Origin of the sequence: Lutibacter sp. (assembly GCF_046055765.1) — a bacterium.
Lineage (GTDB): Bacteria > Bacteroidota > Bacteroidia > Flavobacteriales > Flavobacteriaceae > Lutibacter.
Genome location: NZ_JASFZF010000083.1, coordinates 1 through 23,702, shown reverse-complemented (window position 1 = coordinate 23,702; position 23,702 = coordinate 1). Strand labels below are relative to the sequence as shown.

General features: G+C 28.1%; 17 protein-coding genes and 2 pseudogenes. 9 read left to right on the top strand and 10 right to left on the bottom strand.

What is annotated here, in order from left to right; translation table 11 throughout:
- From QM495_RS08515 to QM495_RS08500, 4 genes and pseudogenes are all read left to right on the top strand, one after another.
- Positions 1-308: pseudogene (locus QM495_RS08515) on the top strand (DNA mismatch repair protein MutS); the annotation flags it as partial.
- A gap of 85 nt (positions 309-393) precedes the next feature.
- On the top strand, positions 394-2,175 hold the full coding sequence (locus QM495_RS08510; protein WP_408671680.1) for a carboxypeptidase-like regulatory domain-containing protein: 1,782 nt from the start codon (positions 394-396) through the stop codon (positions 2,173-2,175).
- Positions 2,176-2,197: 22 nt separating this feature from the next.
- Positions 2,198-4,672, top strand: a complete 2,475-nt coding sequence (locus QM495_RS08505; protein ID WP_408671679.1) for a hypothetical protein — start codon at positions 2,198-2,200, stop codon at positions 4,670-4,672.
- Positions 4,673-4,737: 65 nt separating this feature from the next.
- On the top strand, positions 4,738-5,055 hold the full coding sequence (locus tag QM495_RS08500; protein WP_408671678.1) for a twin-arginine translocase TatA/TatE family subunit: 318 nt from the start codon (positions 4,738-4,740) through the stop codon (positions 5,053-5,055).
- 377 nt (positions 5,056-5,432) lie between these two features.
- On the opposite strand, the gene QM495_RS08495 is transcribed toward QM495_RS08500, so the two are convergent.
- The 5 genes from QM495_RS08495 to QM495_RS08475 all read right to left on the bottom strand — a co-directional run bounded on the left by QM495_RS08495 (position 5,433) and on the right by QM495_RS08475 (position 11,765).
- The gene (locus tag QM495_RS08495; RefSeq protein ID WP_408671677.1) at positions 5,433-6,074 is read right to left on the bottom strand and encodes an O-methyltransferase; all 642 of its coding nucleotides are present in this window, start codon (positions 6,072-6,074) and stop codon (positions 5,433-5,435) included.
- A 66-nt stretch (positions 6,075-6,140) separates the two neighbouring features.
- A complete protein-coding gene (locus QM495_RS08490) occupies positions 6,141-6,389 on the bottom strand; it encodes a hypothetical protein (RefSeq protein WP_408671676.1) in 249 nt (82 codons plus the stop codon).
- 12 nt (positions 6,390-6,401) lie between these two features.
- Positions 6,402-6,971, bottom strand: a complete 570-nt coding sequence (locus QM495_RS08485) for a sigma-70 family RNA polymerase sigma factor (protein ID WP_408671675.1) — start codon at positions 6,969-6,971, stop codon at positions 6,402-6,404.
- Positions 6,972-7,198: 227 nt separating this feature from the next.
- Complete coding sequence (locus QM495_RS08480; protein ID WP_408671674.1) at positions 7,199-10,873, bottom strand: PAS domain S-box protein; 3,675 nt, start codon at positions 10,871-10,873, stop codon at positions 7,199-7,201.
- A gap of 100 nt (positions 10,874-10,973) precedes the next feature.
- Positions 10,974-11,765, bottom strand: coding sequence for a sensor histidine kinase (locus tag QM495_RS08475; protein ID WP_408671673.1), 792 nt, complete (start codon positions 11,763-11,765; stop codon positions 10,974-10,976).
- Positions 11,766-11,930: 165 nt separating this feature from the next.
- On the opposite strand from QM495_RS08475, the gene panB reads away from it, so the two are divergent.
- From panB to QM495_RS08460, 3 genes and pseudogenes are all read left to right on the top strand, one after another.
- Entirely contained in the window at positions 11,931-12,749 is an 819-nt protein-coding gene (gene panB / locus QM495_RS08470; RefSeq protein ID WP_408671672.1) for a 3-methyl-2-oxobutanoate hydroxymethyltransferase, read from the top strand.
- Positions 12,749-13,681: pseudogene (locus QM495_RS08465) on the top strand (2-hydroxyacid dehydrogenase); the annotation flags it as partial. The gene panB and the pseudogene QM495_RS08465, both read left to right, overlap by 1 nt.
- 463 nt (positions 13,682-14,144) lie before the next feature.
- Positions 14,145-14,402 (top strand): TM2 domain-containing protein, encoded by a 258-nt coding sequence (locus QM495_RS08460; RefSeq protein ID WP_408671671.1) that lies wholly within the window; start codon positions 14,145-14,147, stop codon positions 14,400-14,402.
- Between the two features lie 37 nt (positions 14,403-14,439).
- Here QM495_RS08460 and QM495_RS08455 read toward each other — a convergent pair whose 3' ends face one another.
- The 3 genes from QM495_RS08455 to QM495_RS08445 are packed head-to-tail and all read right to left on the bottom strand — an operon-like array spanning position 14,440 to position 18,006.
- Entirely contained in the window at positions 14,440-16,242 is a 1,803-nt protein-coding gene (locus tag QM495_RS08455; RefSeq protein WP_408671670.1) for a GNAT family N-acyltransferase, read from the bottom strand.
- Positions 16,243-16,279: 37 nt separating this feature from the next.
- On the bottom strand, positions 16,280-17,527 hold the full coding sequence (locus QM495_RS08450) for an aspartate kinase (RefSeq protein WP_408671669.1): 1,248 nt from the start codon (positions 17,525-17,527) through the stop codon (positions 16,280-16,282).
- On the bottom strand, positions 17,524-18,006 hold the full coding sequence (locus tag QM495_RS08445) for an N-acetyltransferase family protein (protein ID WP_408671668.1): 483 nt from the start codon (positions 18,004-18,006) through the stop codon (positions 17,524-17,526). The genes QM495_RS08450 and QM495_RS08445 overlap by 4 nt, the downstream gene beginning before the upstream one ends.
- Before the next feature lie 122 nt (positions 18,007-18,128).
- On the opposite strand from QM495_RS08445, the gene fbp reads away from it, so the two are divergent.
- Positions 18,129-19,151 (top strand): class 1 fructose-bisphosphatase, encoded by a 1,023-nt coding sequence (gene fbp, locus QM495_RS08440; RefSeq protein WP_408671667.1) that lies wholly within the window; start codon positions 18,129-18,131, stop codon positions 19,149-19,151.
- Between the two features lie 116 nt (positions 19,152-19,267).
- Positions 19,268-19,876: a superoxide dismutase gene (locus QM495_RS08435; RefSeq protein ID WP_408671666.1), complete on the top strand. Its 609-nt coding sequence runs from the start codon at positions 19,268-19,270 to the stop codon at positions 19,874-19,876.
- Between the two features lie 56 nt (positions 19,877-19,932).
- On the opposite strand, the gene QM495_RS08430 is transcribed toward QM495_RS08435, so the two are convergent.
- Positions 19,933-22,134, bottom strand: coding sequence for a B12-binding domain-containing radical SAM protein (locus QM495_RS08430; RefSeq protein ID WP_408671665.1), 2,202 nt, complete (start codon positions 22,132-22,134; stop codon positions 19,933-19,935).
- 32 nt (positions 22,135-22,166) lie between these two features.
- Positions 22,167-23,702: amidophosphoribosyltransferase (locus tag QM495_RS08425; protein ID WP_408671664.1), on the bottom strand; the 1,536-nt coding region annotated here is incomplete at its 5' end.

Here is a 23,702-nt window from a genome sequence, read left to right as displayed (position 1 = left end):
TAGTTTCTGGTGGAAGCGAACATAGTTTTGGAATTTATGTTGCAAAATTAGCAGGAATGCCAACTGCTGTTGTTCATAGAGCTAGTAAAATGCTAAAACAATTAGAGAAAAATCATACCAATACTGATATAAAAGAAACTTTAAAAAATGCTGCTGAAAACGATTTACAGTTAAGCTTTTTTAAATTGGATGACCCTTTGTTAGAAGACATCAAAGAAGAAATTTTAACCATCAATATTGATATACTTACACCTATTGAAGCATTAATGAAATTGAATGAAATTAAACGGATGCTGACAAAAAAATGAAACAGTGATTAATAGTGCTTTTTTGTAGAGAGTTAAACTTGGAATAATATTTGTTAAAATTTAGTTGATTAATTCAAATACAACTATGAAAAAAATTACATTTCTTTTATTTTTATTAATAACTACTGTTTCTTTTTCTCAATCAACTATTGAGGGCTTTATTTTTGATAAAGAAACCAAAACTTCACTACCGTATGCAACTATAAAAATTATAAGCAGTAATAATTACTACACCATTACAAATGAAGATGGAAAATTTGAAATTTATACTAGATTTTCTTTAGATTCTTTAGAAATTAGGTTTATTGGATTTAAAACTAAAAAAATAGCTGTATCTTATTTTAAGGAAAATTCAAAATTATATTTAACACCAAACACATTTCATTTAAATCAAGTTTTAGTTGTTGCTAAAAAAAATAAAAACTATACCTATAACCTCTTAAATAGTTTAATTCAGAAGTATAGGGGAAAACAACTAATTACTAAAAGTAAAGCGTTTCTTACGTTAACCTCATCGGCAAGAGGTGTTCCAATTGAGATTATTGAAGGATTCTATAATAGTAAACAAAGTTTATCGAAAGGAATTGTAGATTTAAACTTAAAAAGTGGTCGTTTTGGTCAAAATGCAACGTTCCCCTTTTATAGTTTAAACAATACTGATATTTTAAAAGACTTTCAATTATTTAAAAAATTTAAGCAACTATTGCCTTTATATCCAGGGAATTTATCTTTAGGAGCAATTAAAGGAAAATATATAGTAAAAATTGATGAATGTACCTCTTGTGACCTAGAAGATCTCTCAATTTCGTTTGTGCCTAAAAGGGCAAACCGAAGGCTTTTGGCTGGTACTATTATTTTTAATAAAGAAACATTAACCATTAAAAAGATAACATTAACTGGTGAAAATCTTATAACTGATGGGTTGTCATCTATAATTGAAGACGATACTGTAACTCCAAAAAGCATTCAACTAAACATTAATTTTAATCCTCATGATTATTCTAAAATTCAATCGTTAGATTTTGAGTTTACAATGAACTATAGCTCTAAAGGCAATTTTGAAATTATCACTTCGCATTCGTTTCTCTATTTTTACGATTATAACACTTCTTTTCAAAATCCATATTTCACCCATAATATAAACTTTAATAATGATTATGATAAAATTAGAGCATTACAAGCTTCTGAAGAATTTTGGGATTTAAACTATCAATTTCCGAAAAGTTATAAAGAGAAAATGTCTATAAATTTTTTTAAAAAGTATGGCTACCTAATCAATTACAATACAACTATCCCTTCAAATTACTTTCAATATATACGCCCTTCAATTATCACTTGGCAAGAAAACAAGCCACTAAAATGGCAAAATATTAAGTTAAGTTTGTTAAAGGATAAAGAAAATATTATAGATCACAAAGCTTATAAACAAGGTGCTACAAAAGCAGTTGATAAAGAGGCCTATTCTATATCAGAATTTAAACAAAAAGCTAACAAATCTGAAATTGATGAACAATTAAATTTTAGTTTTCTGTTAGATATTTACACCAATAAGTTAGGTGAAAAACAATTTAGCACTAAAACTTTATTTGATAGAAACTCTTCTTTTTGTTCTTATAATCGTATCAATCATAAATTGATGTACATCAATTTAATTTTTGATGTTTATGAAATCTATAACCGAGAATTTAAAACAAAGATTTCTAAAAGTAGCACTTTTGAAGAAGCTAAAATTTTATGTGATCAAAAATTTAATGAAGCTTCTTTAACTGTTAAAAAAATTACCACTGACACCAATAATGGTACAAATTTTCAAAACTTAATCAGATGGTCTGAGAAAGTAAAACAAAAACTAAAAAACAGTCAGTAAATCTCTCAAAATGCAACTTATCATGAATAATATAAAATCAGTATTATTTTTAGTGTTTATTATTAAATTTTCTGTTGTTTTCTCTCAACAAAGCATAACTACATCTATCATTAATCCACTGCAAAAAGATGCTTTATTTAGAGAAAAAGTTTTTATCCATCTTAATAAAAGTACTTATTTTACAAATGAAAACGTTTGGTTTACAGCATATGTAGCTGAAGATAAAAGTAATTATTCTTCTCCCTACACTACTAACTTACACGTTAATTTATTAGATGAGAACGGTGAAATAATTGAACGTAAAACTATTTTTATAAGTGATGGTGTTGGTATTGGAGATTTTTTAATAAAGTCAACTTATACTTCTGGAAAATATTTCATCCAAGGTTTTACGAATTATATGCAAAATTTTGGTAAAGAGAACTTATTTATTCAAGAAATTGAAATTATAAATCCTTCCGAGAAACAACTTATAAATAACACTAATGAAGTTGCTAATTACGATATTCAGCTATTTCCAGAAAGTGGCTATTTATTAGAAGATGTAGAAAACGTTATTGGAATTAAAGCCCTAATTAATAATACTGGTTTAACTTTTACTGGAAAAATTATAAATGCTAAAGAAGAAGAAATTACAAAATTTAAAGGTAACGAATTTGGAATGAGCAAGTGTAGTTTTACTCCATATAAGGGAGAAACATACACTGCAATAATTTCAATTAATAATACTATTCAAAAAATAAATTTACCAAAGGTAAAAGAAATCGGAATTATATTTAACATAGATAACACTACAATTAGTTCATATTTAAAACTAACACTCAAAACAAATAAAGCTTCTTTACCATTATTAAAACAAGATTCATTAGCATTAATTTTTTACCGAAATAATACCATAAGTGAAGCTATAACACTTACTTTAAAAAATAGTGAAGAAACGCAACAGGAGTTATTTTTTGATAAAAGTAAAATGCAACATGGAGTAAACATTGTTACTTTATTTAAAAACCATCAGCCCATTGCAGATCGTAAATTTTTTGTAAATAAACAAGAAAAACAAACAGCTATTTTAATTGATGAGCTTGAAACTAAAAATGATTCTACGAGTTTTAAAATTAGAACAATTAATTCAACATTTGAGCCAATTAGCGCACAATTAAGCCTATCTGTACTTCCAAAGAATTCAAAATCATTTCATGAGAATCAAACTATTAAAAGTGCCTTTTTATTAAGTCCTTATGTGAAAGGAGCAATTGAAAATTCAGCCTATTATTTTAAAAATGGTAGTGTTAAAGAAACGGAATATTTAGATTTATTATTATTAAATCAAGGCTGGAGTACTTATTCTTTAGAAGAAAAAATAAAAGAAGTTAATCCTAAAAAAACAGTTAATTTTGAAAATGGTTTTGACGTAAAAGGAAGCATAAAAAAAATTAAGAAAGGATATGATATTGGAATATTATCAAAAGAAAATAGGCTAGTTAATTTTAGCAAATTCAATGAGCATAAAGAGTTCAATTTTAAAAATGTATATGCTTACAAAAATGACCATGTGAAAATTGCCTTAATTAAAAAAGGGGAAGCTTTAGTTAAGCCTACTCAAATTAGTTTTGTTAAAGACAAACCAGAAACAAAAAATTACAAATCTCTTATTGCTAATTATATAAAACCTGACTATGTAGTTAATAATAACTTAATAGCAACTTCAGAAAACTTAACTGTAATCAATTATAAATTATACCCTAACATTGAGGTGCTAGACCAAATAATACTCAAAACTGTTGTTTCAAAAAAGGAGAAAACATTTTATGATAAAGAAAATGAGCTAGCACACAAACATACTATAATTGCTTCAGATTTTTATCAAAATAAAAAAGTGACAGAGCGTATGGAAACAACATTTCAAACGGTATTTGAATACTTTACATCTTTAGGTTATATAAAACGAACTGCTTGGGGTAGATATTTTATTTCTCTTAGAAATGCACGTGTTACTTTTGCAGGTAAAAATATGAATCCAGATAATACATATCCTCCTAAAATATATTTAGACAATACAAGTTTAAACCGTGATGGTGATATTGAAAAGTTAAAAGAGCTGAGCATGAAAGATATTGATGAAATTTTAATTAATAAATCTGGTGCTGGTGGTGGTATTGATGGTACAGGTGGTATTATTAAAATTTACCGCAAAAAAGGAAATCATAAATATTTTGAAGAGGATGGAGAAAACCTTTACAAAGAACTCATATTACTTACTGGATTTGATAGGGCAACTAATTATTACAAACCACAATATAACATGTACACAAAAGAAGCATATAGTTGGTCGGAAATAGATTGGAAAAATAAGCTTCAAACCAATAAAAAGGGAGAAGTGATTATTAAAATCCCTACAAATGAATTTTCAGATGAATATCAATTTATAATTAATGGGTTTTCGGAAAATGGATTGCTCTTCAATACAAACTATAAAACAAGTTTAGATGGTTTTTAACTATTCAAATTCAATATAATTTTGAACTATTTTTTTAACTATCTTTGCAATCTAAATAATTTATCATGTTTCTATTTATAAGTGGTCCTGAAATATTTGTAGTTTTATTAGTAGTAGTTATGGTTTTTGGGGCTGATAAACTTCCTGAAATTGCTCGTGGATTGGGAAAAGGTATGCGCCAAATTAAAGACGCCACGAATGATATTAAACGGGAAATTAAAAATAGTGCTGAAAAAAACGATATCGATATTGATGTTGCTAAAAACATCCGTAAAGAAATAAGTAAAGTGACAGATAATTTTGATGATTTTACCAATCCTGTTAGTAAAATAAAAGACACTATAATTGACGATATAAAAGGGCCTATTAAAAGGAATAAGTAATCTTGGACTTTCTGAATTCACTTATTAATTACAACAAACAATTATTTCTTTTTTTATATTCAAAAAGTGCAATTAATTGGTATAGTTTTCAGGTTTTTATTACAAATACAACCCATTGGGTTCCTTTATTTTTTATTATATTTCTTACTTATGAACCTGAGTTCGACATAAAGACTTCTGATTATTAGTCATTTATAAATTCTATAGTAAAAACGGGTGTCATTCCTGCGAAGGCAGGAATCTAAACGTATCCTATTTATGGATTCCTACCTTCGCAGGAATGACAAAACAACTATAAAACGCACTAATTCAACAATTTGTATTATTTTCTTATATCGAACTCTCGTTACGAAGCTTTAGGAACAAAAAAACGAATGTTATTTTACTCTACTTATAGTTAAACCATCACGAATTGGGAGTAAAATTGATTCAATTCTATCATCAGAATTTAATAATTGATTGTATGCTAATAGTGTTTTTGTGTCGTTATCTTTCGGGTTAACTTCTTCAACAACTTTGCCACTCCACAATACATTATCTGATAAAATAACACCACCAGAGTTCATTTTATCAATTATTAAGTTGAAATAATTAACATAGTTTGATTTGTCAGCATCAATAAAAACCAAATCAAATTTTTCATTTAAATCAGGTATTATCTCTATGGCATTTCCAACCAATTGTTTAATTTGGTTTTTATACGGTGATTTATCAATATATTTTTTAGCGAAACTCTCTAATTCTTCGTTTTTATCAATGGTAATAAGTGTTCCTTTTTTTTGTATTCCCTCAGCTAAACATAAAGCCGAATAACCTGTATATGTCCCAATTTCTAAAATATTTAACGGTTGTATTAATTTAGAAATCATAGCTAACAAACGCCCTTGAAAAGCACCACTAAGCATACGTGGATTTAGTACTTTCTGCCAAGTTTCTTTATTTAATTGTTGTAAAATTTCAGGTTCTTTTTGAGAATGAGCTACAATATATTTGTCAATTTTATCTGGTAAAAAATTCATTATGTATAAAGATTCAAAAAAAACTTTATGTAAGTTCCTTCCTTTTATTTTGATTTATTTCAAAAATTAAATTCTAGACTTTAATTCTTCTTCTAAATGTTCCTTATCTTCTATACTAAGGCAATGTGAAGCTCCATTACTAGTGTTTTTATGAGCTTCATAGCATTTAGTTAAAACTGTATTTTGTTTTGAATAAAGACCACATTTTTTACATAAAAATAAATGAAGATTTAATTTTATTTTTTCCCATAAAGAAGCTTCACCATATTGGTTCTTATCACAAATTTTGGTTGCTTCATCGCAGCTTATTTTCATTTTTTGTATTCTTTAATTTTTAAACCAATTTTCTTCCAAGCATTTTCTTAATTGAGTTCTGGCTCTATGGATAATTACCCAAAGATTTGACGATGTGATCTCTAATTCCTTACATATTTCTTCTGTTTCAAACTGCTGTATCGTTTTCATTCTAAACACCATAGCGTACTTTTCTGGCAAATCATCAATACATTTTTCTATAGCTTCACTTAACTCTGTATTTTCAATATTTTTTTCAACTTCAGTCTTCCAAGAGTTTGGTACACATTCTTCAATCCATTCACCTTCTCTATCTCCATCTGAATAAAAGTTCATTTTTACTTCAGTTTTCCCTTTTGCTGAATTTATTTTACGATAATGATCTATAATTTTTCTTTTCAATATAGAAATCAACCAAGTTCTTTCACTAGCCTTACCTTGAAAATTATCTTTTGCTTTAAGCGCAGCAAAGAAAGTATCTTGTACAATATCTTTTGATAAATCTTGATTGTTAATTCTACTTATCGTATAATTATACAAATAATCAGCATGTAATTTAATCCACTTATTTGGATTTAGTATATGTTTTTTTATTGAAGACATTAAATATGGTACTTAAATGCTAAAATAGTTAAATATTTCGGTTATTCATTATTGTAATTACATCCTAACCTTCTTCTTGAATCTATTAAATAAATTATTTCCCTATTTTCATGATTATTAAATAACAGAAATGTGTTTGCTATACAATGGCTGAATTTTGAAAACCTATATATGTCGCAATAAATTTAAATAATTAAAATAGGTTGTTTTCCAATATTTTAATATTTTTAATTCGAGTATTTATTAATAATATTAAATAGTAATTTTTTATCAATTGGTTTTGTTAAATAGGCATCAAAACCTTCTTTAATTGCTGCTTTTTTATCAGATTCCATAGCAAAAGCAGATAATGCAATTATAGGCAATGATGGTTTTTCTTTTTTAATAGCTTTCATAGCTTCATTTCCACCCATAATAGGCATTTTAATGTCCATCAATACTAAATCAATTTCAGGTTTATTTAGAAATAATTCTACGGCCTCTTTTCCATTACTTGCCTCAATAATTTTGAAATTCGTTTTTGAAAACAATTCGTTAATATACATCATATTATATTCCTCATCTTCAGCTACTAAAATATTTATTTCTTGATTTTTCACTTCAATTTTCGATTTTTGTTCTTTGTTATCCGAATTTATTTTTACTGCTGTTAATTTATTATATGGAATTGTAAAAAACATAGAGGTTCCATTATTATTTGAATCAACCCAAATTTTACCTTTAAATAATTCAACAAATTTTTTAGAAATTGATAACCCAAGACCCGTTCCTTGTAGTTTTTTACTCAAATCTATATTTGCTTGAATAAATCGATCAAAGATTTTATCTTGAAGATTCTTTTCAATTCCAACTCCAGTATCTTTCACAAAAAACTGTAAGTTATTTCCTGTTAATTCATATCCAAACTCTATACTTCCAACATCTGTAAACTTAAATGCATTGGATAACAAGTTAGTTAAAATTTGATTTAATTTGGTTTTATCTACTTCAATAAAGCTTTTCGTTTTTTCTAAGCCTTTAATACACCTTAATTCTAAATTGCTTTCTTTGGCTTTTGGTTTATAAAACCCATACAAATTATCCAATAAATCATTTAAATAAACACCTTCATAATCTAACTGCATAACGCCAGCTTCAATTTTTGAAATATCTAAAATATCGTTTACAATTGATAATAATTGTCTACTACTATTAATTACTATTTTGGCGAATTTATTTCTTTCTTTTTCAGATAAGTTTGGTTCTAAAAATAATTCTGAGAAACCAATTATCCCATTCATTGGTGTTCTAATTTCATGACTCATATTTGCCAAGAATGAAGATTTTAATTTATCCGATTCTTGAGCTTTTAAAAGTGCTTGTTTTAATTCGTCATCCTTTTTTTTACGTTGAATAGTTGTAGCAATTTGGTCAGCTACAAACTCCAATAAATTAACATCATTATTATTAAAAGCTTCTTTGTTATTATAACTTTGAACCACAATGGCACCAATGGCTTTATTATTTATGATTAAAGGCACGCCCAGCCAACATTCAGAAGAAGAGCCAATTAAACTTACTTCTCCTTTTTTTATTAACTCTTGATGTTCTTTATCCGTTAATAATAATGGTTTTTTTGATTTTAAAACGCAACCTGTTAGTGAGTTTTTTGCAGGAAAATCTTCAACTTCTTCTTTTTCATCAACAAAAACAGGTGTTGTTATTATATTGGTATTTTCATTATAGATAGCTATGTAAAAATTATTTGTATTTATAACTTGTTGTAATTGATTTTTAATAAAAAATCCAAATTCTTTAAAATCATTTATTGTTAATGCAGCTTTTGAAATATTATAGAGTACATTTTCTAATTTTTCATTTTTAACTCTTTCAGTTATATCTTCAACTACTGCATGTATTCTTGCTGTATTATCAATATCATCAATTCTTGTAAGTGATACTTCAGCTGGAAAAACATGACCATTTTCTTGTTGATGAAGCCATCTAAATCTATGACTTCCATTTTTAAAAGCAATTTGTATCATTTCTTCAGCTTTTATAAATGAATCGCTACCGTCTGCTTGTTTTTCTGGGGATATTTTTGATGGGTGTAATTGAAGCAATGATTCTTTTGTTTGATGACCAAACATTTTTAAAGTAGATTCATTACAATCAACAAAAACACCATCTCTAATAATTAAAACAGCATCTATGGTTTTTTCAAAAATATCTCTATATCTTTTTTCTGACTTTTCAATTATTTTTTTGGAAGCGATCTGTTCTGTGATATCATCAACTAAACAAGCTGATCCAATTATATTATTTTGAGCATCTTTTAAGGTAACGCTATACCATTCACAAGTAATAATTTTACCAGATTTTGTGATGTTTTCATTCGTATTAATAAAGCTCTTTTTTTTGGCAAACTGTGAATTTCTAAGAACTTCCATTTCATCTAGTAAATGAGGAGGTGTTAATAAATCTTTATTTATCTTTCCTTTTACCTCTTCTGCGCTATACCCAAAAATTCGTTCTGCTGAATTATTCCACTCTAAAATTCTAAAATCTAAATCCCACATTATTGAGCCTAACGGAGTATTATTAAATTGATCTTTTAATCGTTGGTTGCTTTCAACTAATAAATCTTCAGTGTTTTTTTGCTCTGTTATATCTTCGGCTATACCTTGTATATGTGTAATTTCTTTATTTTTATTTCTAACAGTATCAATAGTAGTTCGTATCCATTTAACTTCACCTTTTTTTGTTATAATTCTAAAAGGTTTAGGTTTAATGGTTTTTGAGGTTGTACTATTCTTTATTTTAAAAAGCTGTGTTCTTATTTTATTTAAATCTTCTGGGTAAACTAATTCAGCAATTTTAATATTATTTGATAATAATTCGATATTTGTATAACCAAATAAACCTAATACATTTTCAGATACAAATTCAAAAGGAAAGTCCCATTTATTTTTACATAAAATTGCAATTGAGGAACTTTTATTAATAATATTATAAGCTTCTTTAATTTTATCTTCTGTTTCTTTTTGATTCGTTATTTCATTAAAAAACAATAGCATTCCTTCATTTGAAGGTATAATTCTATTTTCAAACCAACGACTCCAAGGTTCAAAATAATTTTCGAATCTAACTGGCCTTCTCGTTTTTAATGCAGTTTGGTAATTATCATAAAATATATCTCCTTCTTTTTCAGGGAATTCATGCCAAATGTTTTTCCCTATGATGGCTTGGGAATTTTTAATTTTTAATAATTTTGTAGCTTCTTTATTTATGTATAAATAATTTGAATTATTATCTAGTATTACAAACCCGTCTTTAATACTTGATAATGTATTTGAAAATAAATTTTTGGTGGTGTTAAGTTTTTTACCTGAATTAATTTTATCTGTAACATTTTCTGCAGATACTATTACATTTTCAAAGTTTTCAAAATCAATACTAAATTTAATCAACACATTAAACTCTTTTCCGTCTAACGTTTTATTGACGGTTTCTATTGATGATTCTTTTTTACCTAATAAAATATCAATCACTAACTGAGAAAAATCTATAAAAGACTTTTCTGTAAATATTCTCGAAATATTTTCTAATAAATGTAATTTATCTTTCGCTTTATAAAGTTTAACCGCTGTAGCATTAAACTCTTTTATTTTCATCAAAGAACTAATTTTATGAATTACTTTGTTGTTGTTTCTAATAAAAGATTCAATATCTAAATTACTTTCTTTAACTCCATTTTCAACATATTTTTTTACTTCAGAAAAATCTTCTATCCAAAGGGCAATAGGTGCATGTTCAAAAAATGTAAAATATTTATCACCTAATTTTAATGCTGTTTGTTTAGGGTTTTGTAGTTCTTTGGTTAAAGTTGTAAGATTAGTTTTTATGTTAACCTTCTTTTTCATTTTCTATTTTTTGGGGCTTTATATCTTATAAAGGTATTTTAATATTTTAGAATATACAAACTTAAATACAAGAGCACTCTGTAGTTAATTCTTGAAACTATTATTTGGGTAAGGAAATTATAAATTTTGATCCTTTATTTAATGTGCTTGTTGCAGAAATAGTTCCTTTATGGTCTTTCATAATTTTACATGCAATTGGCAACCCCAGTCCTATACATTTTTTCTTATCTTCTGAATAGGTGTTTACTACAAAAAAATCGTTAAAAATAGCTGATAAATTCTCTTTAGAAATTCCAATTCCTTCATCTTCTACAATAGTTTCAATAGTGTTTAAATTTTCTTTAACGGTAATTTTTATTGTTGAAATTTCATTAGAATATCTAAGCGCATTATTTAAAACATGGTTTATAGCCAAAGAAATTTCAGTTTTATCAATTTTTAAATTTATAGGAGATTTCATTATACTTTTTTCAACTATACAGTTTTTTTTTGAAGCTTTTTTAGAAAACTCATTTATAATTTCTGTAACTAAATCTATATAATTTACACTCTTAAAATTATACGTAAGTTTTGGCGAATGTAATTGTGCATTTTTTGCTACTGCAGTTAACAATTGCAACGAAAAATTAGCCGAATTTTTAATTATTTGTATGTGTTTTTCTAATTTTTCTGTAGAGTAATCTTCAATATCTTCAAGCATCATGTCAGAAAAAGAAAAAATTATCCCAACTGGATTTTTTAGATTATGAATTAGTTTCCCAATAGACTTATTATTGCTTTCAATTACTAAATTAAGTGCATTAGATTTACTTTTTAGCTGTAAACTAAGGTCAACTATCTTCTCTTCTAATTCATTAACATAAACTAATAATTTTTTGTTGTTTTCACTCAAAGTAGCTAAATTTTGAAGTAAATATAAACTTATTATAACTATTTTTCAAACTTTTATTTATCTGTACGGGTTTCATTTTACATTCAAAGAATTAATGAAAAGATATCTTTTAAAACAAAACTGAATTTTCACTACTTTTACCTTTTAGGATTTAAACAAAAGCAAATGTCATCAGCAAAAAAAGATTATAAAAGAATTACTACTAAAAGTTTAGTAGAAATGAAAAATAATGGCGAAAAAATCGCCATGCTTACCGCTTACGATTATACAATGGCGAAAATAGTAGACCATGCAGGAATTGATATTATTTTAGTTGGTGATTCAGCCTCCAATGTTATGGCCGGTCATGAGACTACACTTCCTATTACTTTAGATCAAATGATTTACCATGCAAGTTCAGTTGTTAGAGCTATTGAACGAAGTTTGGTAGTAGTTGATTTACCTTTTGGTAGTTACCAAGGAAACTCTAGGAGTGCTTTGGATTCAGCTATTAGAATTATGAAAGAATCTGGCGGACATTCAGTAAAATTAGAAGGTGGTAGTGAAATTAGCGAATCAATTTCAAGAATTTTAACTGCAGGAATACCTGTAATGGGTCATCTTGGTTTAACACCGCAATCAATCTATAAATTTGGAACGTATACCGTTAGAGCAAAAGAGGAAGAAGAAGCTGAAAAATTAAAAGAAGATGCTTTATTGTTAGAACAATTAGGTTGTTTTGCCTTAGTTTTAGAAAAAGTTCCCGCAAAATTAGCAAAAGAAGTCGCCGAAAGTTTAACGATTCCTGTAATTGGAATTGGAGCTGGTAATGGTTGTGACGGTCAGGTATTGGTAACGCATGATATGTTAGGTATGACTCACGAATTTCATCCACGGTTTTTACGCCGTTATTTAGATTTATATGCTGAAATGAATACTGCTTTTGAAAACTATATTTCAGATGTGAAAAGCCAAGATTTTCCAAACGAAGAAGAACAATATTAATGAAAGTCCTTTTAATTGATAAAAATCACAAATTACTTAAAACTGGTTTAGAAAAACTAGGTTGTATTTGTAATGAAGATTATATTTCATCCAAACAACAAATTGAAGAAATAATTAGCAATTATGAAGGTGTAGTTATTAGAAGTAGGTTTAATATTAATGCACAATTTTTAGAGAAAGCAACCAATTTAAAATTTATTGCTCGAGTTGGTGCAGGACTTGAAAGTATTGATGAAGAATATGCTGCAAAAAAAGGAATTCAATTAATTGCTGCGCCTGAAGGAAATAGAAATGCTGTTGGAGAACATGCCTTAGGAATGCTTTTAATGTTGTTTAATAATCTCAAAAAATCCGACTTAGAAATTAGAAATGGAAAATGGCTTCGCGAAGCTAATAGAGGTATTGAATTAGAAGGAAAAACCGTTGGTATTATTGGCTATGGGAATATGGGTAAAGCCTTTGCGAAAAAATTAAAAGGTTTTGACGTTGAAGTAATTTGTTACGATATAAAAGAAGGTGTTGGTGACGAAAATTGTAAACAAGTTTCGTTAAAGGAATTGCAAGAAAGAACAACTGTTTTAAGTTTGCACACACCCTTTAATAAAGGCTCACATAATATGGTGAATGCTCTATTTATTCATAATTTTAAAAATCCTTTTTATATAATTAATACTGCCCGAGGATCAGCAATTGTTACAAGTGATTTAGTTGAAGCGCTTATTAGTAAAAAAGTTTTAGGAGCTTGTTTAGATGTGTTAGAGTACGAAAAATTATCTTTCGAAAATTTATTTGAAAATGAAATATTGCCTGAAGCTTTCGATTATTTAATTCATGCTGATAACGTAATCCTTTCACCTCATATTGCAGGTTGGACTGTAGAATCTAAAATTAAATTAGCACAAACAATAGTTGATAAAGTTGAAGCGCACTTTTTTTTAAAAAAGAAAACAACTTCTAAAAAAGAATTTAAAAGAGTTACAGGTATTGGTGGACTTTTCTTTAAAACACAAAATCCTACAAAATTAAAAGAATGGTACAAAAATCATTTAGGTTTTAATACAAATGATTGGGGCTGTACTTTTTGGTGGAAAGACGCAAAAGGTACTAAAGCTAGTACACAATGGAGCCCGTTTAAAGATGATACTACTTATTTTTCGCCTTCAACAAAAGAATATATGTTTAATTACAGAGTTGAAAATTTAATTGAACTATTAAACAAACTTAAAACAGAAGGTATAACTATTATTGGTGAAATTGAAGAGTATGAATACGGTAAATTTGGATGGGTTTTAGACCCTGATGGAAACAAAATTGAACTTTGGGAACCAATTGACTCTAGTTTTTTAACATAATGTTGTAGCTTTGTACATCATTAATTTAAAAAATACATAAATAATGGAAGTACAAGGTGAAAAAGTAAATGAAGAAAATAAAAAAGTTTTAGTAGGGGTATTAGCTATTTTATTCGGTGGTTTAGGAATACATAAATTTATACTTGGTTATACAAAAGCTGGGATTATTCAGTTAATTATAACGTTTGTAAGTTGTGGTATTTTAGCTATCATACCATTTATTGAAGGTATTATTTATCTTACAAAATCAGACGAAGAGTTTTTCAACACTTACCAAGCTAACAAAAAAGAGTGGTTCTAAAAACTAATGTAAAGATGGAGTTTTATGAACTTCATCTTTATTTTTTTTCACTTTCAACTTTATTTTCCAATTCTGCCAAAAACTCTTCCATGACAGGTTTTACAGTACTTTCAGGTATATCAGCAACTCTAATATACATTAAACCATCCACAGCATTATTAAATTTAGGATCAACATTAAATGCAACTAAACGAGCGTTTTGTTTTACATATTTTTTAATTAAAACTGGCATTCGTAAAGCGCCTGGTTCAATTTCGTCAATAATTTTATCAAATTTATTCATATCTGCTTGAGTTGCATCAAAAACAAAGTCTTTGTCTGCATCATTAAGCTTCACTTTATATTCTTTTTTAGGGTGAATATACTGCGCAATGTATGGATCGTAATAATGAGATTTCATAAACTCAATCATTAATGATTTAGAAAAATTTGAAAACTGATTACTAATACTTACTCCACCAATTAAATATTTATACTCAGGATAACGCAATGTAATATGAACAATTCCTTTCCAAAGCAAAAATAGAGGCATAGGTTTTTGCTGATATTCTTTTATAATAAAAGCACGCCCCATTTCAATAGAATTCTCCATCATTGAATACAATTCAGGTTCAAATTTGAATAGTGTTTGAACATAAAATCCTTCTATGCCATATTTTTTGTAAATATTCTTTCCTAAGCCCATTCGATAAGCACCAACTAAGCTATTAGTTTCTGTATCCCATAAAAATAAATGATGGTAATAGCCATCAAACTTATCTAAATCAATAGATTTGTTTGTTCCTTCTCCAACTTCTCTAAAAGTCATTTCACGCAAACGGCCAATTTCAAACATAATGTTTGGAATTTTTTTACTTGCCGAAAAAAACACTTCGTAGTTTTTACTTTTTAGTAATCGTCCGTTATTATTCCTAAGCGTTTCTACCTCAAGAATCATTTTGCCAATATTTTTTTGACAAACAATTTCTTTAGGTGTTTTTGGCATTTTTAAAGATGATGTGTTTAATGTTTTCACCTCTTTTTCAAAAGGATTTGCTAACATGTAAGTTTTTCTTCTAATAAAATTGCAAAAATCATAGGTGTTTTTATATTCTTCTTGATCCTTTACACGGATAGGTTTTCCTATTCTTACTTTTATAATTCTCCCTTTTTGCGATAATAATTCTGAAGGTAATTTAGCCGTTCTTAATTTGTTGTTTAATTTGGATAACACATAAAATAAAGGGCTATTTTTTGCATGAAAATAGATAGGAATTACAGGAACTTTTGCTTTTTGAATTAATTTAATAGCTCCTTCTTCCCATGGTTTATCAACAATTAATTTTCCGTCTTTATAGGTAGAAACCTCCCCTGCAGGAAAAACACCTAACGGTTTGCCTTCTTTTATGTGTGATAACGCATTTTTAATTCCTGCAATACTTGATTGCTGGTCCTTTCTATCTTCAAACGGATTTACAGGCATAATAAAAGGCTTCATTGGCTCAATTCTATGCAATAAAAAATTAGCTATAATTTTATAATCAGGACGTTTTTCAATCAATAATTTCAATAATAAAATTCCATCAATACCACCAAGTGGGTGGTTTGAAACAGTTATAAAAGCTCCTTCTTTAGGAATTCTCTTTAAATCGTCTTCAGGTATTTCAAATTTAATTTGTAAATCATCTAACAATGCCGTAAAAAAGGCTATATCTTTTAAATGTTTGTGTTTGTTGTAAATTTTATTAATGGTAGAAATTCTTAGTAATTTCATAAGTAACCACCCAAAAAATGTACCAATAAATCCATACTTCTTTAGGTTAATTACTTCCGCAATTTCTTTAGCTGTTACTAAGCTCATTCATTTAAATTATTGGGAATTACAAAAATACACAAAATTATTGCATAACTAGTTGAACCGTTCCTTTTGTTACTTGTTTTAATAACACTTTTCTATTTTTTTCAAGCTTAGTTACAGCTGTTTTATTAGCATGTCTAATGGTATACAAAGAAACATTTTTAACATAATTTATATTAAATTTTAATTTTAATTCATTTAAAAACTGTTGAAAATTATTAAAATTATCTTCAATACATACAGAAAAACTTAATGCTGAATTTTGAATAAGGTTTACTTTTAATTTGTAGGTATGCAATATTTTAAAAATATCACTCAAGTTATTTTCAACCATAAATGAAAAATCTAATGCCGAAATTGAAACTAGTATTTGATGCTGTTTTAAAATAAAACAAGGGATTTCTGGAATTAAAGCGTGCCCTTTTCCAACCGTTGTTCCATTTTTTTCTAAACTATAAAAAGAACGAACATACAATGGAATGTTTTTGTTTTCAAGTGGTTTTAAAGTTTTTGGATGAATAACAGAAGCTCCATAAAATGCCATCTCAATTGCTTCAGAATAGGAAATTTGTTGTAACAATTGTGTTTCTTTAAAGTATCGAGGGTCTGCATTTAAAACACCATCTACATCTTTCCAAATTGTAATACTTTTTACGTTTAAACAGTAACCAAAAATTGCGGCCGTATAATCCGAACCTTCACGCCCAAGAGTCGTGGTTTTATTTTTAGAGTTTGAACCTAAAAACCCTTGAGTTATATATAATTTATTGGTGTTTAATTGTTTAATATTTTTTGAGGTTAATTCCCAATTTACTGAGGCATCTCTATAAATTGAGTCTGTTTTTATACAATCTCTTACGTCAATCCAATTAGTATCAATATTATTTTTATTTAGATATGCACTAACAATTTTGGTTGATAATAATTCTCCATAACCCACAATTTGATCGTATATAAAATTATAATCGGTTAATTTATTAGAAATTAAAAAACTACTTAATTCACCAAAAAGTTGCTCAACCTCTATAAAAATTGAGTGGTTTTTTTCTTCAAATAAATGGGTAGTAATTTCTAAATGAAAATTTCTAACAAACTCAATATCAATTTCTAATTCTTTAGTATTGTAACAATAAGAATGAGCGATTTTTTCAAAAGCATTTGTCATTTTACCCATTGCCGAAATAACAACAAGTGTATTTTCAAATCCTTCATGTTGTAGAACTCGAAGTACATTTTTTACACCTTCAACATCTTTTACTGATGCGCCACCAAACTTGAAAATTTTCATTTTAATGTTGTTATATGATTTTTTATTGCCTGCTCATCCATTTGTGCTGTATTCCAATCGTCCAAAACAACAGCTCCAGTTTTTTTATAAAATTCTATTGCAGATGTATTCCAATCTAACACAACCCATTCAATCCGTTTTACACCTTTTTTATAACCATACTCAATAACTTTTGTATATAAAGCACTTCCTATATTTAAACCTCTTTTACTTTGTGTTACAATTAGATCTTCTAAATGAATTGTTGGACCTTTCCAAGTAGAATAACGAGGATAAAATAGTGCCATTCCTACAATTTCATTAGCAAGTTCAGCTACAAAAGTTTTAAATAATGGTGTTTCTCCAAAACCATCTTTTTCTAAATCTTTTACAGTAACTATTACAGCATCAGGTTCTTTTTCAAAATGAGCTAATTCTTTTATTAATTTTAATACTGAAGGCATATCTGTTTTTTTTCCTCCCCTTATTTGAATACTCATTTTTACGGTTTATTATAAGTTTTAGCTAAAATAAAAATCTTTAATTAAAGTATCTGAAAAACAACCCTATTTTTGAAAATAATTTTCTCGATATTTGTACAAACAAACAACTAAATACAATTATGTCAAAGAACAACCTTACTTTAGGAGAGTTTATAATTGAAAATCAAAAACATTACAAATCTACTTCTGGTGAATTTAACCGTTTAATTAGTTCTATTAAATTAGCTGCAAAAATTGTAAACTATAAAGTTAATAAAGCTGGACTAGTTGATATTACTGGTGATGCAGGTGAGATTAATATTCAAGGTGAAGATCAACAAAAATTAGATATTTATGCAAATGATGTGTTTATGCAAACACTAATTAACAGAGAAATTGTTTGTGGAATTGCCAGTGAAGAAGAAGACGATTTTGTGACTATCAAAGGAAAACACGGAACAAACGAAAATAAATATATTGTTTTAATGGATCCATTAGATGGGTCTTCAAATATTGATGTAAACGTTTCTGTAGGTACAATTTTTTCAATTTATAGACGTGTAACTCCAATTGGCACACCTGTCGAAAAGATAGATTTTTTACAAAGAGGAAACCAACAAGTGGCTGCTGGTTATGTTGTGTACGGGACTTCAACTATGTTAGTTTTAACATCTGGTCATGGTGTAAATGGTTTTACCTTAAACCCAGCAATTGGTTCATTTTACTTATCGCATCCAACTATGAAATTTCCTGAAATTGGAAAAATTTATTCAATCAACGAAGGGAATTATGTGCATTTTCCACAAGGAGTGAAAGATTATTTAAAATATTGCCAAGAAGAAAAAGATGATAGACCTTATACATCACGTTACATTGGTTCTTTAGTTTCTGATTTTCATAGAAATATGATTAAAGGTGGAATTTATTTATATCCAACAAGTACTAAAAATCCTCAGGGAAAATTACGTTTGTTATATGAATGTAATCCTATGGCATTTTTGGCAGAGCAAGCTAATGGAAGTGCAACAGATGGTTATATGCGAATTTTAGACATAAAACCTACAGCATTACACCAACGAGTTCCTTTTTTCTGCGGAAGCAAAGCAATGGTTGAAAAAGCTGGTAAATTTATGGCAAATTACCCTAAAGGTGCAGATTATTAGTAGCTAAAATAACTAATAACAATAACACTATAAATACATTCGATTTTTAACATTTTTAAGAATGAGTTTCGTTCTCTACCTTTGGAAATATTAAACTTAATCTAAAAACTACAATTATGGCTTTTGAATTACCAAAATTACCGTACGCTTATGATGCGCTAGAACCACATATTGATGCAAGAACAATGGAAATACACTATACAAAGCATCACCAAGGATATACCAACAATTTAAATAATGCAATTGCTGGAACAGATTTAGAAGGAAAATCGATTGATGATATTATCTCAAACTTAGATATGAATAATACTGCTGTTAGAAATAATGGTGGTGGATTTATAAACCACACCATGTTTTGGGAAATCATGAATCCTGAAGGAAAAGGATATTTATCTGGAGAATTAAAAGATGCTATTATTGCTGAATTTGGTTCTGTTGAAGATTTTAAAAATATTTTTGCTAAGGCTGCTGCAACTCGTTTTGGTTCTGGTTGGGCTTGGCTTTGTGTTCATAAAGGAGGAAAACTTGAAGTTTGTTCTACCCCAAATCAAGACAATCCATTAATGCCAGGTGTAAGTTGTGGCGGAACACCCATTTTAGCATTAGATGTTTGGGAACACGCTTACTACTTAAATTATCAAAACAGAAGACCAGATTATATCAATGCATTTTTTAATGTTATTAACTGGAATGAAGTAGAAAAACGCTACGCTGAAAACAAATAATATTTTTACTACTAACTAAGAAAATACAAAACTCGTCATAGACGAGTTTTTTTATTTTATAAAACTAACAGCCCTTTTTTTCTTAAAATATTTATTGGTTTTGAATGCCAAAACAATTCAAAATTATTAAAATAATTTTCAAAATCTATTTTTATTTCCGTAAAAGTTAACGAAGAATTGTTAGTAATAATAATGTTAGATAGCATAGTTAAGAGCCAATCTCCTTTATCTTCTTCTAAGGAAATTTCAAAACTGTCGCAATTTTCATGAAAGGTTAATTGGAGCATTTGTACCGTTTTTCCTCTTTTAGATTTGGTAAAACTTGATACTAAAGGCGTTTTTCCTAACCAATAAATTTTAGCTGAAGGTTTTGGTATGAAATTAGTTTCAGAAGCTAAGCAATTACTTATAAAATCGTTTGCAATAGTTGTGGTTGGAATTTTAAAATCAAACCAATCTTGTAGTGGTAATTCAAAGCCTACTTCATGCATAAAATTAAAAATAGACTTCTTTAATCCAAAGCTAAATTTATCATGATTTATCTCGGTTTTATCTTTAAAATCTATATCATTATTGGCAAACGTAATTTTATTATAATTTGGTAACACTCCAAATTCCGAAGGACTTAAACCAATTGGACTATGGGTTGTTAATGCAAATTGATGCCAAAAACCAGATTGAAAACTTCCCAACTCAAATAATTGTCTTACCATTTCTAAACTATCAACCGTTTCTTGAACTGTTTGGGTAGGAAATCCGTACATTAAGTAAGCATGAACCATTACACCTGCTTGGGTAAAATTAGTAGTTACTTTGGCAACTTGTTCTACTGTAACACCTTTTTTGATTAAAGCTAATAATCTATCTGAAGCAACTTCTAATCCACCTGATACTGCAATACAGCCTGAAGCTTTTAATAACACACATAAATCTTTAGTGAAGCTTTTTTCAAATCGAATATTTGTCCACCAAGTAACTGTTAATTTTCGCTTTAAAATTTCAATGGCTAGTTCTCTCATTAAAGCTGGTGGTGCAGCTTCATCCACAAAATGAAAGCCATTTTCTCCTGTTTGAGAAATTATTTCCTCCATTCTGTCAACCAATAATTTTGCAGTTAGTGGTTCGTAAATTTTTATATAATCTAAAGAAATATCACAAAAAGTACATTTTCCCCAATAACAACCATGAGCCATCGTCAATTTATTCCATCTTCCATCACTCCATAAACTATGCATTGGATTCACAATTTCAATCACTGAAATATACTTATCCAATAATAAATCTGAATAATCTGGTGTGCCTAAATCTGCTTGTTTATAATCTTTGTTATTTAAAAAATTATTATAAACTACTTTCCCTTTTTCCAGTAAAAAGGTTCTTTTGAATAGCTTATAATCTGGATTATTTGGAGTTGAGTCTAACACATTTGAGAGTAGTAATTCTACCGGTAATTCTCCATCGTCTAACGTTATATAATCAAAAAACTCAAACACCCTAATATCTGTTAAACTTCTTAATTCTGTATTTGGGAAACCACCGCCCATGGCAATTTTAATTTCAGAATATTTACTTTTTATAAATTGGGCACACCTAAAAGCACTGTATAAATTTCCTGGAAATGGAACTGAAATACACACTAATTTAGGTTGAATTTCTTGCAATCTTTCTTCTAATATATTTAGGGTGATTTCATCAATAAATGAAGTTTTATGTTGCAAATTATGATATAATTCATCAAAACTATTGGCGCTTTTTCCTAATCGTTCTGCATATCTACTAAATCCAAAATTTTCATCAATACATTCAACAATAAAATCTGAAATATCTTCTAAAAATAAGGTGGCTAAATGTTTGGCTTTATCTTGTGTTCCCATGGTTCCAAAAGCCCAATCTAAATCATCTAATTGTTCAAATTTAGAAGCTTGTGGAAGAAAATTATCGGTACATATTTGGCGTGAAAATGATTGGTTTTTACCTTGTAAAAAAGTAATAACAACGTCAATTTTATTTAAATACTCTTCTTTTAAAGCATAAATTCTTTGCGAATTATAGGAAGAAATTTTTTCATTTTTAAAAGCAATATCAAATATATTTTGAAGTCCTTTTTTGCAAAAGATGGCTAAAATAACTTCAATACCCAAATCCATTTGAAATGAGCTAATCTTTTTAGTATTTAAAAACCCTTTTAAATAAGGTGTAGCCGGATATGGTGTGTTTAATTGTGTAAATGGAGGTGTAATAAAAAGAATATCTTTCACAATTGTAATATAAAGCTGTTTTTTAGATTAACCTAATATGCTCTGGTGTCATTTCCTTCAAAAAAATTAATAAATGCATCATTTACAACACGATTTCCTCCTGGAGTTGGATAATCACCCGTAAAATACCAATCTCCCAAATGATCTGGACACGCCTTGTGTAAATTTTCAACAGATTGATACACAATCTCAATTTTAGCATTGATCTCTTTTGTTCTCAACATTTCAGCTATTTTATCTGAAATTTGAGCATCCGTAAATGGTTTGTAAATTGCTGTTACTGCATTTTTAATTTCAGTATCTTCTAAGTGCTTTTGGCGTTTACAATTTGCATAAACTTCATCTACAATTTGGTATTGATTTGTATCTTTTAACAATTCTAACGCGGCTCTAAAAGCAATAAAATCGCCCAATTTTGCCATATCAATTCCATAACAATCCGGGTAACGAATTTGCGGTGCAGAAGATACAATCACAATTTTTTTAGGGCGTAACCTGTCTAAAATTTTAATAATACTTTGTTTTAGTGTAGTACCCCGAACAATACTATCATCTATAATTACCAAATTATCGGTGGGTTTTACAATTCCGTAGGTAACATCATACAAATGCGCCACTAAATCGTCTCTGCTATTATCGTCAGCAATAAAAGTACGTAGTTTAGCATCTTTGATAGCTAGTTTTTCAATTCTTGGTCTTTCAGATAGTATTTCTTTTACTTTTTCAACAGATAAACTTCGTTGTCCTTTTAAAATTATTTCAGCTTTTTGCTGATTTAAAAAATCTTCAGCAGCCTCACGCATTCCAAAAAAAGAAGTTTCAGCGGTATTTGGTATAAATGAAAAAACCGTATTTTTAATATCGTTATTTATCTTATTTAAAATTTGAGGAAATACAAATTTACCAAGGTTTTTACGTTCAGTATAAATAGCTGCATCACTACCTCTTGAAAAATAAATACGTTCAAAAGAACATGATTTTTGTGGTAATGAGCTTAGAATTTTATCAATAGTAATTTTTCCGTTTCTTTTAATAATTAATGCATGCCCTCTTTCAATTTCTTGAATAGTATCAATAGCAACATTAAAAACCGTTTGTATTACAGGACGCTCTGAAGCAACTACAACAACCTCATCATCTTTGTAATAATATGCAGGTCTAATTCCTGCAGGATCTCGTAATACAAATGCATCTCCATGACCTAATAAACCAGCCATTACATAACCACCATCCCAATTTTTAGCCGATCTTTTAAGTATTTTTTTTATGTTAATTCGCTCTTCTATTAAAGGTGAAGCTTCTTTTTTATTAACTTCTTTTTCTTTCTTAATTTTCGCATATAATTCAGCCACTTCATTATCAATAAAATGTCCAATTTTTTCCATTACCGTAACAGTATCGGTCATTTCTTTTGGATGCTGTCCTATTTCAACCAAATCATTAAATAAACGTTTTGAGTTGGTCATATTAAAGTTTCCAGCTACTAATAAACTTTTATGCATCCAATTGCTTTGACGTAAAAATGGATGTACACTCTCAATGCTATTTTTACCAAAAGTTCCATAACG

Excerpts from the sequence above, each read along its gene's own strand:
- panB (WP_408671672.1), top strand. The coding sequence starts at position 11,931 with ATGTCATCAGCAAAAAAAGATTATAAAAGAATTACTACTAAAAGTTTA.
- QM495_RS08485 (WP_408671675.1), bottom strand. The coding sequence starts at position 6,971 with ATGTCTTCAATAAAAAAACATATACTAAATCCAAATAAGTGGATTAAA.
- QM495_RS08500 (WP_408671678.1), top strand. The coding sequence starts at position 4,738 with ATGTTTCTATTTATAAGTGGTCCTGAAATATTTGTAGTTTTATTAGTA.
- QM495_RS08490 (WP_408671676.1), bottom strand. The coding sequence starts at position 6,389 with ATGAAAATAAGCTGCGATGAAGCAACCAAAATTTGTGATAAGAACCAA.
- QM495_RS08510 (WP_408671680.1), top strand. The coding sequence starts at position 394 with ATGAAAAAAATTACATTTCTTTTATTTTTATTAATAACTACTGTTTCT.
- QM495_RS08480 (WP_408671674.1), bottom strand. The coding sequence starts at position 10,873 with ATGAAAAAGAAGGTTAACATAAAAACTAATCTTACAACTTTAACCAAA.
- QM495_RS08450 (WP_408671669.1), bottom strand. The coding sequence starts at position 17,527 with ATGAAAATTTTCAAGTTTGGTGGCGCATCAGTAAAAGATGTTGAAGGT.
- QM495_RS08505 (WP_408671679.1), top strand. The coding sequence starts at position 2,198 with ATGAATAATATAAAATCAGTATTATTTTTAGTGTTTATTATTAAATTT.
- QM495_RS08495 (WP_408671677.1), bottom strand. The coding sequence starts at position 6,074 with ATGAATTTTTTACCAGATAAAATTGACAAATATATTGTAGCTCATTCT.
- fbp (WP_408671667.1), top strand. The coding sequence starts at position 18,129 with ATGTCAAAGAACAACCTTACTTTAGGAGAGTTTATAATTGAAAATCAA.
- QM495_RS08460 (WP_408671671.1), top strand. The coding sequence starts at position 14,145 with ATGGAAGTACAAGGTGAAAAAGTAAATGAAGAAAATAAAAAAGTTTTA.
- QM495_RS08455 (WP_408671670.1), bottom strand. The coding sequence starts at position 16,242 with ATGAGCTTAGTAACAGCTAAAGAAATTGCGGAAGTAATTAACCTAAAG.
- QM495_RS08445 (WP_408671668.1), bottom strand. The coding sequence starts at position 18,006 with ATGAGTATTCAAATAAGGGGAGGAAAAAAAACAGATATGCCTTCAGTA.
- QM495_RS08435 (WP_408671666.1), top strand. The coding sequence starts at position 19,268 with ATGGCTTTTGAATTACCAAAATTACCGTACGCTTATGATGCGCTAGAA.